This window comes from Veillonella sp. T34266-5 (genome assembly GCF_002959815.1).
In the GTDB taxonomy this organism is placed as follows: Bacteria; Bacillota; Negativicutes; order Veillonellales; family Veillonellaceae; genus Veillonella; species Veillonella atypica.
The window spans coordinates 36,733-51,558 of the sequence record NZ_PPCZ01000026.1; the positions used below are offsets into that span (position 1 = coordinate 36,733).

Consider the following 14,826-nt stretch of genomic DNA (forward strand, 5'->3'; position numbering starts at 1 on the left):
ACTCTACCCTTTATTATAACGGAAAAGAGTGGCACCATACAGTACCACTCTCATATTCGTTATTAGATTGACCTGATTATTTACCGCCCGTTGCATTATCTGCTTCATTAGCATATACAGCATCATATTTTTCTGCAAAATGATCAGGATTATAAGATTCCTTCGCTTGACGAAGACCAGGCAAGCCCATATCTTCTTCACGATTGATAAACTCTACATTGCTAAATTCATGGCGGATGAATTCATTATTAATTGCTTGATACAAACCGCGAATATCCGGATTGGCTTTTTCGATGTGAATTAAAGCCATTCTATCATTCATTAATTCGCCGATACTGAAAGCCTCTACGCGACCAAACAACTTAATAGCACCGCCTTTTAAGCCCAAAACATCCCAATGATCAAAGAGTAAATTAATAGCCACTAATTCATCTTCAATACCTTCTTCGTGATGAGTTTCCACCCAAGACGCTGCTGTCTCACGACACAATGGAATGATGTCTTCTGTAATTGGCACATATTCATAGTTGGAATATTGCATACGGAATTGATTCAAGTGATTTTTCTTTTGACGGAATTTCTTACCAGACAAATTGATAAGATCTTCAGACTTATAAATATATTCGTAGTTATCACGGTCAGGTGTGAATACGTAACGGCCTGGGCATAGTTCCTCCATCCGTTCTTTCACAACCTTGCTAACACCTTTGAAAATGAATGGTAATTTATTTTCTACAAACCATTCTTTTGCACGCAACAAACCATCGAGGAACTTCGCATCCTTACCAGCAAATGGAGGTAATAGGAATGGATCGCGCTTACCACCACCTTGGATGTACAATACGCCATTTTCCTCAGCCCAACGAATGCCATAGGCTTCTTGCCACATATACAATGTAGTAAAGCAATTATCCGACGCTTCGTAATGATGTTGTTCAAAATATTTATCGATTAATGGTTTGTCTCTTAATTCAAAACGTTTAAATTCTAAAATAATAATCTCCTCCTTTTCAACATTCATGGTTGCTAGTTTCTAGCTACACATAAGATATTTATTGAACCTTCACCTTTTCACCTAGTTCAAAGGTTCCCTTGGTTGTAATAACTTGTTCGCCTTCATTGAGACCTGTCATGATCGACACATATCCATCTTGTTCATCCCCTACTTCAACGACACGTACGTCTACCGTATTATCAGCGGTTAATACATATACATATTTACCATCTTGATTTTCACGTACTGCCGCAGCAGGAACAACGAGCATCTTAGCTTGAGCACTAGATTCGATGGTCAAACTATAAAATTCACCAGCCTTAATAGCTCCTTTTTCGTTGTTGAAAGTAGCCTTAACTAGTACACTTGGTACATTTTCAGGCTGGTTTGTATCTATATAGGTCAACTCACCTGGAATATCTGAATCACCGACATGTAAAGACACTTTAATGCTTGATTTTGCCTCTGGGCTAGCTAATTTCATAGCCGCATCACGAGGAATACTCAATGATGCCACCATAGGCGTCTCTTGTTGTATCAACATAAATGGACGGTCTGCAATCGCCATTTGACGATCTTCATTGTAAATAGCAGTCACCACACCAGCTATAGGAGCCGTAATATTAGCGGCAGCTATTTGTGCGGACACCTGAGCAATTTGTGCCTCAATAGCAGCAACACTAGCACCGTTGCCACCACCGCCACCACCAGTTGTGGTTGTCACAGTTTGAGGTCGAGACCGTTCTAGAATACGATTATATTCCTTTTCGGTAATATTACCAGCCTCGCGCATTTGGCGAGCACTTTCAAGCTGAGCACTACTAACCGTAGGCGCCGTCGTTGTCGTTGTTGTTTCAACAGCAGGCGTATAGGATTGGGCCGCACTAAGCTGACCTTGTAAGGACGCTAATTGTTGTTGAAGTGCAGACGTATCAATTGTCGCCACCACTTGACCTTGTGTTACCTTATCGCCTACCTTCACAGCATACGTAGCCGCACCTGATACAGCGGGCGTAATAGTAGACTTATTAAGAGCTGTTACATTCGCTTCATTATGAATTTGTAACGGCATATCTTTATAAGTAACATCGGCAACGGATACCGTAGATGTACCACAACCTGCAATCGCACATACAACAATGACCAATAGTGCCATTACAGCACCAAGTCGAAATTTGTTCATACTTTCACCTTATCTCTATCCATTGTATTGATTTTTATCAATACCTTAGTATATCACAAAATCAATAAGAATTGTATGAAAGCTAATTCCCTATATGATTAGATATTACTAGGCAGAAATAATATCTGATATAATATTCCTAAACAAGTATACATATGGAGGTTTCTCATGGAAGAACGTATGGATTTTAGAATTTTAAATAATGGTAGCTTTGTGCCATCCATCGGATTTGGCACCTACAAAACAGGAACGTCGGAGGAAACGGAGCAAGCTGTAACGAATGCCTTGCAGGCTGGATACCGTTTACTCGATACGGCAGCTTATTATGATAACGAAGAAGCCGTCGGCAAGGGCATGAGTGCATCTGGTATTAATCGGTCCGACATCATTGTAACCACTAAAATTTGGCATACCAATGCCGGTTACGATGCTACGATGCGCGCTGTTGAAAGTTCTCTAAAGAAGTTAAATACTAATTATATAGATATCATGCTTATTCACCAACCACTAGGTGATTACTACGGTTCCTGGCGCGCCATGGAGGAATTATACGACCAAAACGTGCTGCGCGGTTTGGGTCTGTCTAATTTCTACGAAGACCGCTTAATCGACTTGCTGTACCACTGCAATGTAAAGCCTGTAGTCAACCAAATCGAGTGCCATCCATTCAACCAACGTCAATCCCTTATTCAATTGATGAGAAAACACCAAGTTGTGGGCATGGCATGGTCCCCATTCACACGCGATCGTCAACCTATATTTGACCACCCTATCATCAAGAGCTTGGCTGAAAAATATGGAAAAACGAAGCATCAAATCATCTTGCGTTGGCATATCCAACGAGGCATCATTCCATTGCCAAAGGCAACAAGCTTAGAGCATATGAAGTCTAACTTTGACGTCTTTGACTTCAAATTATCCATTACAGATATGGATCTCATGGAGCTACTTGATCAAAGAGCGTTTTTGGAAAATCATCATACTGCTGCGGGGCTTGAGCGGATTTTACAACTAAAATAGTTATAGTTTATGAATCCTCGCATTCTTATCTCTAGCAACATACATAAATGAAATATCCCCTTCGTCAAGCCTCCACCGGCCGGGTCTGACTCCGCCCTGCGGGCTTCGCAGGGCCAAAGTCGTTTAACGAAGGGGATATTTCATTAACATAATACTCTCAGCATAATAAGAATACGAGGATTCATGTTTACTCTAACTAATTTTATAAATTAAAATCCGCTCAAATCCAGTAATCAGTCTATCCTCTTTTCCAAAAACGCTCTTTGATTTAGGGAAATATTAAATATTTTGTACGATAAGCATATACACTATAGTACCTACGGCAATGGATACGAGCATGTTTCGTTTCCATAGATGTAATCCTACTGTAACCAGTAATGCTATCAATTCAGGGATACCATATGGATATGCTAAGACGACGGTTTCCTTAAAGGTATATACGACGAGCATACCCATAACGGCAGCAGGTAATGCTTTGCCTAAAAAGAGTACAAAATCTGGCGCCTTTTTCCCAGGTGGGAATATGAGGAACGCCCCAAAGCGAGTCAATAATGTACCTGCTACTACGATAGCAACGGTCATAACCATTTCTATATTAGTCAAGGCGCACACCTCCCCATTTGTACGCAATATAGCAAACTACTAGCATACAGCTCATAGATAGAAGCATAAAGAGAGATTTCCCCACCAATAAGAGCATGGCTACCGCCATAGCTGCACCAGCTACACCAAAGGCTCGAATCTTATTATTCTTTGCATTAAGTAGCATTTCAAGAAATACCACAATAAATAGCCCTTGTAACACGAAATCAATGCCTCGTAAATCTACAGTAGTCAATAGATTACCAAATAGACCACCTACAAAGGTACTAAATACCCAGAACACATAGTTAAGCCAAGACACGTGGAAGTAAAACCATTTTTTATCCACATCATCCGGTAATCTTGTAGACATGTTGATAGCAAAGCTTTCATCACACATCCAAGCAACGGTAGGAAACCACTTCCAACCCATATGAACATATCGTTGTAGCGCAGATAAACCGTAGAAAAAATGACGACCATTAACGAACATGGTTAAAACAAAGGCATTAATAGGATCAAATCCAGCCATCAACATACCTATCGTTACAAACTCCATGGAACCTGCAAAAATGGTTGCTGCCAAAACAGGTGGTGTCCACCAAGGGAACCCTTGGCTCGTAGCATATAAACCAAATCCTAAGCCTATGAAAAAGAAGCTTATGCCCATAGGAACCATAATAGGAAAAGCATAACTAAAAGCTTGACGCCCTTTATGTAATTGTTCCATTAATATATCGCCTTCTTTCATTTACACTAGATTATGATATTCATAAAATGTATATAATGCCATTATATTCTCCATACAATGTACAAAGAAAAGACACCTACCAGGTGTCTTTTCTAATATATACACTATTCTACTAATTATAAGGCACGCGTTAAAATTTCGCGAGCCACTTCTGGTGTGACATCACCTTTTTCACCAAGTCGAGTCATACCATGGTCTTCCAATTGTTTCACAATTTTATCAATTGCTTCTTCACCAAGACCATAATCTTTCAAATGCGTAGATACGCCAAGGGACTCGAAGAATTCACGCGTTTTAGCAATAGCCTTATCTGCTTTTTCTTCGTTTGTACCTTCAGTAATATGCCATACACGTGTAGCATATTGGGCCAATTTTTCAAGCTTGTCTACTTTTCTCACTTCTAATAATGCAGGCAATACGATAGCTAATGTAATCCCATGGTCAAGATGATATGCAGCAGTCAATTCATGACCGATAAGATGTGTGGCCCAGTCTTGTGGTACACCGGCACCGATTAGACCATTTAATGCTAAGGTAGAGGCCCACACGTGGTTAGCACGAATATCGTAGTTTTCTGGATTTTCTACCGTTTCTTTGCCGATTTCAATCATAGTTTTCAAAATGCCTTCGCTGAAACGATCTTGAATACGGCCTGCCACCGGGTATGTTAAATATTGCTCTGTCGTATGTACGAAAGTATCGATGACGCCGTTCTTGACTTGTTTTTCAGGCAATGTGAAAGTCAACGTAGGATCGAGCATGGAGAACTTAGGGAATACTAAGCTACTGAATACAGGGTATTTACCATCACCATAGGTAATAACAGCACCATTGTTCATTTCAGAACCAGTGGCAGGTAATGTCATAACTGTACCAAATGGTAGTGGATTTGGTACCATTTCCACCGGAACCTCTGGTACACCTGCTTTCATAACCTCAATTACAGGGCCATCATAAGTAGCGCCCATAACGATAAGTTTTGTGGCATCAACTACAGAACCGCCGCCTACAGCGAGGACGAAATCTACGCCATGTTCTTTAATAAAAGCTACCGCACGTTCACAGGTCTCAAGAGATGGGTTTGGCTCAATACCACCGAATTGTTCTACCTTACGATTACCAAGTGCCTTTACAATGCGGTCAATAAGACCACTGCGCACTGCAGAGCCACCACCATAGGTAATAAGCACCTTTGCATCCTTTGGAACCAATGCATCTAATTCATCTAAACGGTCTTTACCAAATACGATATGTGTAGGGTTATAAAAATCAAAGTTAAACATAAAGACCTCCTAAGTATTATATTTCTATTCCACCACTTTAATTGTATAAAACTTATATGTATTATATCATATTTCGATTTTTTTAGATATATATTAATAACCCATTTTTACAACTATTTGAAAGCCATAGTTTTAATCTATAGATAACCAGTATATTTTGCTCTATATACAAACCCCCATTCACGTGATAGGATATATTCATTATATGTATATAGAAAGGGATGTTCACATGAAATTAAAAAAATTTATTGCCCCTCTTCTCGTTGGCGTTTTAGCATTCGCCATCGCAGGCTGTGGCACAAATACAAATCAATCTAGTCAGACACCAAAGGAAATTAAAATTGGTGCTACTGCAGGCCCTCATGCTCAAGTAGCAGAAGCAGTTGCGAAAGAGGCTCAAAAGCAAGGTATTAACCTTAAGGTTGTGGAATTCTCCGATTATGTAACACCAGACAAAGCATTGGCTGATGGAGATATCCAACTCAACGCATACCAACACGTTCCATTTATGGAAAACTTTAACAAACAAAATGGTTCCGACCTTGTAGCTATTGGCAAAACGATTTTAATGCCTATGGGATTGTATAGTAACTCTGTACATAGTGCACAAGATGTACCAAATGGTGCTATCGTAGCTATTCCTAACGATCCAACAAACGGCGGTCGCGGTCTCGCATTACTTGCTAAAGCGGGTCTCATTACATTGAAAGACGGCGTCGGCTTTAAAGCAACAGTAGCAGATATTACATCTAATCCTAAAAACCTACAGATCCAAGAACTGGAAGCCGCACAATTGCCTCGTAGCCTTGACGATGTAGCTGTGGCAGCAATTCCTATGAACTATGTTCAAAGTGCAGGCCTTAACGTTGAAAAACAAGGTTTCTTCTTAGAACCTAAAGACGAACCATTAGCTGTTATGATACTTGCTGTACGTAGCCAAGACAAAGATAACGAAACATACAAAAAAATTGCAGACATCTACAAATCTGATGCAATCAAACAATTCATCAACGATACTTTCAAAGGTAGCATTACCTCTGCAAACTAGATAAACAAGAACCGACCTCTATCAAATTAGAGGCCGGTTCTTTTATTTATAATGCCAAAAAGCGATACCCTAATCAATGTTAGAGTATCGCTTTTATTTTATTCTTTAGTATCAATCACGTTTATTCTTCAGTGTCGAATGTAACGTCCAATGGTTGGCGTTCCACAATATTGCGGTAACGAACCTTTGGATAGCCCATTAAGATACCACCTGCAATGATTTTATCCTCAGGTACACCTAATAGGTCCAATAATGGTTCATATTCTGCTTCCCCAGCATGTTCAAAGAAGCCTGCCCAACAAGTACCTAATCCTAATGTTGGTGCATACAACTCTGCATAAGACAAGCAAGAATGACCACTATCGTGAGTACGATGAATATCCTTTTTAGATCCGATAGCCACTACTAACGCAGGCGCATCGCGCAAGATGTATTCCTTACCCTTATCCACTTCAGCTTGTGCTGCACGAGCATAAAGACGCATAATGGGTACAGTTTTTGCCGCTAAATGCATCCACTCAAGAACGAGATCTGCAATGCGGCGTAATTTTTGTTTATCACGAATTACGATATATGAAATTCCTTGCGTATTTGTCGCAGTTGGCGCCATACGAGCCACATTCAATACCTTGCGAATCAATTCAGCAGGAACTGGTTTATTTTGATAATTACGAATGGAACGACGGCTGCGTAAAAATAGCTCTGCTTGTTTCGGCGTAAATTTAGTTTCTTTTGTAATATCCACTTGTTCAGCACGCGGTGTTAGGTCGCTATCTAGAGCAAGCGTAGGGCATACTGCAACACAATGACCACAGGAAATACAACCACCCTTACCTGTTTTAGGACCATCATCAGTCATAACAAGAAGGCCTGTTGGACAATCGGCTACGCATAGACCACAACGAGTACAGACTTCTGTATTCACGGTAAATAACATAGTAATAAACCTCCAAACACATACTATAAAGCCTATTATACCATATAAAATCAATTCGTAGGATAACAAAAAAATATAACACATATGTTAATGAGTTAATCTTTACGCATAAACATATGTGTTATGTGGTCATATAATGACTATTCAAAGGACTTAATCAAATCCATATATTGAGTCTTATGAGTCAATCGCCAAGAGCCAAAATCCGCTTCTGGTGCCTCATTAAGAATATTTGCTAATGCCTCCATAAACGCGGGAATGTTTGCAGCTACAATATTCCCAGCCATTTTACCAAAGCTTTCAGAACCCATATGTTCTGAACCACCATCTACGATGATGAAAGCAGGTTGTGGTTTCTTATCTACGAGTTTTACAGCACCGTGAAATCCAATTTCCCCAATTTGATGAGTCCCACAAGAATGTGGGCAACCAGAAATATGTACTCGCGGCAATTTTTTCGTATCAATACCTTTTTCTTCAAGATGATCAAAGACAGCCTTTAGCAAGCCATTAGAATCTTGCATTCCGATTTGACAAACTGTAGAGCCCACACAGGATACAGAACGACGAAAATCATCGCGTGCGCTATCATCTGTTAATTCCGCAATTTTTCTAGCTTCATCAGCTGTCAAATTGATGAAAAACAAGGCTTCATCCGGTGCAATACGAGCCTCCACTTGGTCTAATGTAACCGCATAATCAAGGGCCGCCAATAGATGTTCAACATTCGCATCGCCACCAATTGGGTGGTATTCTACATAGTACAGACCTTCTTGTTTTTGACGATGAATACGATAATTTTCTACCGAATCATCGCGCTTGCCCGTCTTCGTAATTTCATAGGCATAATCTGCAGGATTAATGGTCAGTTTTTCAACCTCTTTCACCATTGCCAATGTTTCTTCATAGGTTTTGATGAAAGCTTCCGCGCCCCCCATTTCTGCAGGCATATAGCGAGTACGTGCTTTACCACGATTTTTAAAGTTACCATGGTTTGCAAATACCATAAGCATGGCTTTCACATGATACAAAACATCTTCCGGTTGCACATCACGAGCTACAGGAATACCGATGCGAGGATTAGGGCCAATACCGCCACATGCATATACATCAAAGGTATGATGTTTTGTTAAATTGAACCCAAGATCCTTAAAAGTGGCATGCGGTGTGCTATCAAATCCATTATCGATTCCCATCTTAAATTTACGAGGAATCTTGATATAAAACATTTGCTCCATAAGAAATTCGCTAATAGCTGCCGCATATGGTGAAATGTCAAAGGTCTCGCGAGGATCAATGCCGCGTAAGATACTGGCTACTACATTTGGATTATCGCCGCCTGCACCGCGATTATAAATGCTATGTTCATAACATTCCTTGAAGAGCTGTAAAATAGTTTCTCCATCGAGTCCATGCATTTGTAAGCATTGACCGGTTGTGAAATGAATATGTGTAAGATTGTACTTGCGGATAGTATCTGCTAAGAACCGCATTTGTTCTTGTTTGATGCGACCACAATTAAAACGCCAACGGCTCATGCCCGTAGCAGCACCACGTTCGGCGTAGCTACCATATGCGCCGGACTGGCCCTTATAATCCGCAATAGACATCTCTTTCTTATAAAACTTGCGTGTCATATCTTCAAACTTTGGATAATCTGCAATTAAACGTTCTTTTACTTCTTCTGTAATCATAGTACTACCTCTTGGCTTATATTTATTAAGCATATATAGAAACTTTTATATGTACATTATACGCTTATGTAATACTTGAAAACGTATCCATAGTCACAATTATATATATAAATATTTGTACTTTGATATTACAAAATGTAATAATAATTATTTTCGATTTCACCGAAGAAGGGTATACATCCAATTGCATTACAATCTATGCATTCTACTACAACACATAGTCCAACTACGCAAAAAGCAGCAGACCTAATATCTGCTGCTTTCACAATCAATATGATTATTTAACTATTATTCCTCACCTTGTGTAGGATTGTTATACGCATCTTTATCAATGGTACCCATAATTTTATCTACCACAAGTGCATTTGTTAAGGAACCAGATACGTTCAAGCATGTACGTCCCATGTCGATTAATGGATCGATAGCAAGGATTGGGCTGATGGATGTAAAGTATGCACCAAGACCAGTACCACTAAGGGATACGGATGCAGCCATTGTAGCCGTACCAGGAACGCCTGCAATACCAACGGAACCAATGGCGATAACGATAACGCTCATGATGTACATTGTCAAGTCAAATGGAATACCCGCTACATTAGAGATGTAAACTACCACAAGAGCTGGGAATACGCCGGCACAACCTTGCATGCCTGCAGTAGTACCAAAGGATGCTACTGTATTAGCAGTTGTAGCATTTACACCAAGACGTTTTGTCAATGTTTCAACAGTCAATGGCAATACGCCCATAGAGGAACGGGATGTGAAGGCCAACAACAATGGAGCCTTCGCTTTTTTAAAGTATGTAATCGGGTTGTAACCAAAGCTAGCAATTAAGATAGCTTGAACGACGAACATGATCAAAAGACCTACGTAAAGCAATACTACGAAAAGTCCCATATCGAGGATAGCTTGCAAGCCACGTGTCGCCAATGTAGATGCCAATAAAGCAACTACGCCGTATGGCATAAGGCCAATAATGAAATCGGCAACCCAGGAAATCAATTGATGAAGCTCATCAAATAACTTTGTAAAGATTTCCATGTTATTGGTGCCCGTTTGTTTTAAGAGACGGGCTACGCTGCCCAAGATGATGGCAAATACTACGATGCCAATAACATTTGTTTCTGCAGCAGCTTGAATAGGATTGCTAGGAATCAAAGCACGGAATGTATCCACCATCGGTTTGATTTCACGGATTTTTTTACCGGACTCAACAATATCAAAACCTTGCCCTAATCCAAAAGCATTACCGAGGATAAGGCCTACGATAGCGGCTACAGCCACCATGCCGAGGTTAGTGGATACCATGGCAACTACTAACTTCTTAAGATTAGCCCCTGCCTCCATATGTAAAATAACATGGACAATGGAGATAAATACGATAGGAATAACAAGCATGCGGATTAAGTCGATGAACCCACCACCCACAAGGGAGAACCACTTCGTACTTTCCTTGATGTAGACCACCTTAGACGGATCATCAGGAAAACCAGCAATAACTTGAATTGCTATGCCTAATACGGCACCAACAATAGTGCCAATAATAACAAGATTACCAAAGGATGTGCCCTTGCGTTGCAACACATAAATACCGATTAAGGCAAGTACAAACACTGCGATAATACCAATACTTAGTGGATTGCTTAACATGAGGTAATCTGTAAAGAATGGAATATTCATAATACACCTCTTTAATTCATATCATAATAATGGGTTATGAACTAAGTATAGCATATATCGAAAATTTTACAAGTAAAACAATACGAATTTTATGAGTTTATCTATGCAGAATCCGCAAGCTCCATAAACATGTTAATTTCCATCGCTCTACAGGAGCCTATACAGTTCTAAGAGAGCTCTACACCATAATAGAAATCAACACATATAAAAAAGGTGACCTTCCTAAGGAAGATCACCTTTAAAGTGATTCAGTTATAGCTATACGTAGTTAATGTATTAGCGCTTAACCAAAACGTAAGTTACTTGGATAGGACCATGAGCACCATCTACAGTAACCAACTCAATATCAGCTGTACGGGATGGACCAGAAATCAAGCAGATATTTGTAGGGAATTTGGATGGATCGTTATGATAACGTTCAGACAAATGTTCCATTGTTTGAGTCATACGTGGATTGATTGTATCAGTGTACAATACAGCAATATGTGTTGTAGGCAACAAGCTGATAGCACGGCCAGATTCTTCACCAGATGCTTGTACTACAGTAGCTGTTTCAGCAATACCGCAGTATGGGAATGTAATACCGATATCTGCATTGGCAGTGTTGGAGATACATTCTTCACGGCCTTTAGCTGGGTCCCATTGGAAGTATGTACGAGTGCCGCCATTATTAGCTGCATCTTGTTCGAATAATTCTTTTAATTTATATTCGTCTACTTCAGGAGTGCTTGGGAATACAATCTTACCATTGCCCCAGTCTTCGATAGCTGCCAAAATTGTTTCACCTAATTTATCAGGTGTAGTTTCAACGAATTTTGTACCAACACGTTGACATTGTTCCTTAAACATTGTCAAAATTTGATCTTGATTCAAATCTTTGAACATAGTTTCTTGAGGACCATGGCTGTAATCAAAATCCTCTACATAGGCAGGGCACATTTCTTGATCACGGCCTAATGCACGAGATAAACGTGCAATAAATTGTTTACGTTTAGCTTCATCCATTATTTTTTCTCCTTCTTCTTGTTCTTTTCATGTTCAGCATATAAGTCACGGAATTTCTTGAACTTCAATGTACCCATTTCTTTAGATTTAGTCCAGCCGTTCATAACTGGAATAGCTTGAGTCCATGTAGGCATATTGCCTTCTTTATTACTAATCAAGTTCATGCCAATAGCGCCAGCTTTTGTACCAAGGTCGAATAATGTGGAGTTACCAAACATCTTAGCCGCTGCAGTGAAGATTGCTTCTTCTGCTTTCGGACGAGTTTTTTCGATGTCAGCCATAATATGACGGTGTTCCATCAATAATTCATGCAATGGAATAGCTACTGGACAGTTTTCTGTACATGCACCGCACAATGTGGAAGCATATGGAAGATCACCTGCTACGTCGTAACCTTTGAACAATGGAGTCAATACAGCACCCATTGGACCTGGATATACGGAGCCATAACCGTGACCAGAGATGTGACGGTATACAGGACAGATGTTCATACATGCACCACAACGGATACAACGTAACATTTCTTGGAATGTACCACCCAAGATACCGGAACGACCGTTATCGATAATGATGATGTGAGTTTCTTCAGGACCGTCAGCTTCGCCAGCACGACCAGGACCAGTCATCATGGAGAAGTAGTTGGAAATTTTAGCACCTACTGCAGAACGGTTCAACATTTCCATCATTACGTCAAGAGCTTTGAAGTCAGGAACGATACGTTCTGTACCTAAGAAGATTACTTGAGTCTTAGGAATGGAACTAGCCATACGACCGTTACCTTCGTTGGAAACGATTGTGCAAGTACCAGATGCAGCAACTGCAAAGTTACAACCATTAACACCTACGTCAGCTTTCAAGAAGCGTTCACGTACATAACCACGTACGAAGTGAGTCATTTCAGTAGGGTTTTCAGTACCTGTATAACCTAATTTTTCAGCGAAAATTTCGCGGATTTTATTACGTTCAAAGTGAAGGCCTGGTACTACGATGTGAGATGGTGGGCTCACTGCTGTTTGCAAAATGAATTCCGCCAAGTCAGTTTCGTTTACTTCGATACCAGCTTCTTCAAGAACTTCGTTCAAACCAATCTCTTCAGTTAAGATAGTTTTGGATTTAACGATCATTTTGGCTTCGCGTTCACGAAGGATATCCAAAGCGATTTGAGTCGCTTCTTTATCGTCGAATGCAAAGTGAACTTTAGAACCAGCTTTTTCAGCGTTTTCAGCGAATTGGTTTACATAGTAATCCAAATTGTTAAGAACGTGATCACGAAGTTTAGCTGCTTCTGCGCGGAAATCTAACCATTCAGGAACGTCCGCAACTACTGTATTACGTTTATCATAAAACACGTCTTGTGCTTTTTTGATAGCTGCAACTTTGAAATCATCAGCCAAACATTCTTTTATACGTGTTTTATAGGGGCGATTGTCATATATAAGTGCCATGTCGTCTCCTCCTTAGCGGCAGTTTAAGATTTCAGCAATATGCATTACTTTGATACGGCGATCGATTTCACCATCTTTATGAAGACGGTCAAGCATACCTGCAATATTCATCAAGCAAGCTTGGTCGGAACCGGAAATTACGTTAGCACCAGTGCTAGCGATTTCCAAAGCTTTTTCGCGTGTCATTACTTCGCTGATTTCTGGGTTTTTAACGGAGAATGTACCGCCGAAACCGCAGCAACGGTCTGCACGAGGTAATTCAATCAACTTAAGGTCTTTTACATTGCGAAGGAGTTTGAAAGGTGGTTCTTTTACACCCATCAAGCGAGTTACGTGGCAAGATGTATGGTATGTAACAGTTTCGTCAAAGCGTGCGCCAACATCTTCTACACCCAATACATCGGTAATGAATTCAGTGAATTCATAAATTTTTCCGCTCAATTTTTCTGCGCGTTGTTGCCATTCAGGTTGACCTTCCAAGAAGTGTTGGTATTCATCGCGAATAGCAAAGGCACAGGAGCCAGACATGCTGACTACATAGTCAGCGTTTTCGAAGCATTCGATTGTATTCTTAATAGCATCCATAGCGGCATCATTGTAACCGGAGTTTGTGAACATTTGTCCACAGCATACTTGTTTCTTAGGCACTACAAGGTCGCAACCTAGTCTCTCAAGTACTTCTACACCAGCCATGCCAACATGAGGGTAGAACATATCAATCAAACACTGTTGGAAAAGATGAATTTTCATATTTTCGTCCTCAACTTTTCTAGTACTTAACTCAAAAAAATTTTTGATATGTATTCATTTAGGTCGATAAAATTCCACAAATTATCAGCCTATACAATAAATTGACGATCTTTAAAGTGTTATATTTAAAGAACATTTCGATATAATTATAAATAAGGGCACCATAAATGTCCAAGCAATTGCTATATTCGTATTTAGGGTTGCATAAATCATATCCTTATGACTAAAAGTAATAATCAAAATTGATTTTTATCACACTCACGTACTGCTTTATAAATTTTTTCTATAACTCCCGTGTTTTCTTTATTTGCAAATGTTTATCAAGTAGATATTTTTTAGTCCCAAAATTGCACCATTCTCATTTGCTATAATGAAAGTGTAACTTTCACCATTATTCATCTAATTTTTATCCTTATATATTACATTTTCTTATAGTAGTGGTTATTTCATAAAA

General features: G+C 39.8%; 13 protein-coding genes. 2 read left to right on the forward strand and 11 right to left on the reverse strand.

Features of this window, described 5'->3' with window-relative positions:
* Positions 1–76: 76 nt before the first annotated feature.
* Positions 77–1,021, reverse strand: coding sequence for a DUF2156 domain-containing protein (locus VIHSUH07_RS09495; protein WP_016476404.1), 945 nt, complete (start codon positions 1,019–1,021; stop codon positions 77–79).
* 31 nt (positions 1,022–1,052) lie between these two features.
* Positions 1,053–2,177 carry an efflux RND transporter periplasmic adaptor subunit gene (locus VIHSUH07_RS09500; protein WP_005375740.1) on the reverse strand — a complete coding sequence of 375 codons (1,125 nt, stop codon included), beginning with the start codon at positions 2,175–2,177 and terminating at the stop codon, positions 1,053–1,055.
* A 168-nt stretch (positions 2,178–2,345) separates the two neighbouring features.
* Between VIHSUH07_RS09500 and VIHSUH07_RS09505 the strand changes: the two genes are divergently transcribed.
* The gene (locus tag VIHSUH07_RS09505) at positions 2,346–3,197 is read left to right on the forward strand and encodes an aldo/keto reductase (protein WP_105084757.1); all 852 of its coding nucleotides are present in this window, start codon (positions 2,346–2,348) and stop codon (positions 3,195–3,197) included.
* Between the two features lie 279 nt (positions 3,198–3,476).
* On the opposite strand, the gene VIHSUH07_RS09510 is transcribed toward VIHSUH07_RS09505, so the two are convergent.
* The 3 genes from VIHSUH07_RS09510 to VIHSUH07_RS09520 all read right to left on the reverse strand — a co-directional run bounded on the left by VIHSUH07_RS09510 (position 3,477) and on the right by VIHSUH07_RS09520 (position 5,813).
* A complete protein-coding gene (locus VIHSUH07_RS09510; RefSeq protein ID WP_105084758.1) occupies positions 3,477–3,800 on the reverse strand; it encodes a branched-chain amino acid transporter permease in 324 nt (107 codons plus the stop codon).
* Positions 3,793–4,509, reverse strand: a complete 717-nt coding sequence (locus tag VIHSUH07_RS09515; RefSeq protein ID WP_105084759.1) for an AzlC family ABC transporter permease — start codon at positions 4,507–4,509, stop codon at positions 3,793–3,795. Before VIHSUH07_RS09515 ends, VIHSUH07_RS09510 begins: the two co-directional genes overlap by 8 nt.
* Before the next feature lie 137 nt (positions 4,510–4,646).
* Positions 4,647–5,813, reverse strand: a complete 1,167-nt coding sequence (locus VIHSUH07_RS09520; protein WP_105084760.1) for an iron-containing alcohol dehydrogenase — start codon at positions 5,811–5,813, stop codon at positions 4,647–4,649.
* Positions 5,814–6,042: 229 nt separating this feature from the next.
* Here VIHSUH07_RS09520 and VIHSUH07_RS09525 point away from each other — a divergent pair, with 229 nt between their 5' ends.
* The gene (locus VIHSUH07_RS09525; protein ID WP_038149153.1) at positions 6,043–6,861 is read left to right on the forward strand and encodes a MetQ/NlpA family ABC transporter substrate-binding protein; all 819 of its coding nucleotides are present in this window, start codon (positions 6,043–6,045) and stop codon (positions 6,859–6,861) included.
* 121 nt (positions 6,862–6,982) lie between these two features.
* On the opposite strand, the gene VIHSUH07_RS09530 is transcribed toward VIHSUH07_RS09525, so the two are convergent.
* From VIHSUH07_RS09530 to VIHSUH07_RS09555, 6 genes are all read right to left on the reverse strand, one after another.
* Positions 6,983–7,798: a nitroreductase family protein gene (locus VIHSUH07_RS09530; protein ID WP_105084761.1), complete on the reverse strand. Its 816-nt coding sequence runs from the start codon at positions 7,796–7,798 to the stop codon at positions 6,983–6,985.
* Positions 7,799–7,938: 140 nt separating this feature from the next.
* Positions 7,939–9,492 (reverse strand): nitrite/sulfite reductase, encoded by a 1,554-nt coding sequence (locus VIHSUH07_RS09535; protein WP_105084762.1) that lies wholly within the window; start codon positions 9,490–9,492, stop codon positions 7,939–7,941.
* 288 nt (positions 9,493–9,780) lie between these two features.
* Entirely contained in the window at positions 9,781–11,172 is a 1,392-nt protein-coding gene (locus VIHSUH07_RS09540) for a cation:dicarboxylate symporter family transporter (protein WP_105084763.1), read from the reverse strand.
* A gap of 276 nt (positions 11,173–11,448) precedes the next feature.
* A complete protein-coding gene (locus VIHSUH07_RS09545) occupies positions 11,449–12,177 on the reverse strand; it encodes a LutC/YkgG family protein (RefSeq protein ID WP_038124684.1) in 729 nt (242 codons plus the stop codon).
* The gene (locus VIHSUH07_RS09550) at positions 12,177–13,622 is read right to left on the reverse strand and encodes a LutB/LldF family L-lactate oxidation iron-sulfur protein (RefSeq protein WP_038124682.1); all 1,446 of its coding nucleotides are present in this window, start codon (positions 13,620–13,622) and stop codon (positions 12,177–12,179) included. Before VIHSUH07_RS09550 ends, VIHSUH07_RS09545 begins: the two co-directional genes overlap by 1 nt.
* A gap of 12 nt (positions 13,623–13,634) precedes the next feature.
* Entirely contained in the window at positions 13,635–14,372 is a 738-nt protein-coding gene (locus VIHSUH07_RS09555) for a (Fe-S)-binding protein (protein ID WP_005375746.1), read from the reverse strand.
* Positions 14,373–14,826 lie beyond the last annotated feature (454 nt).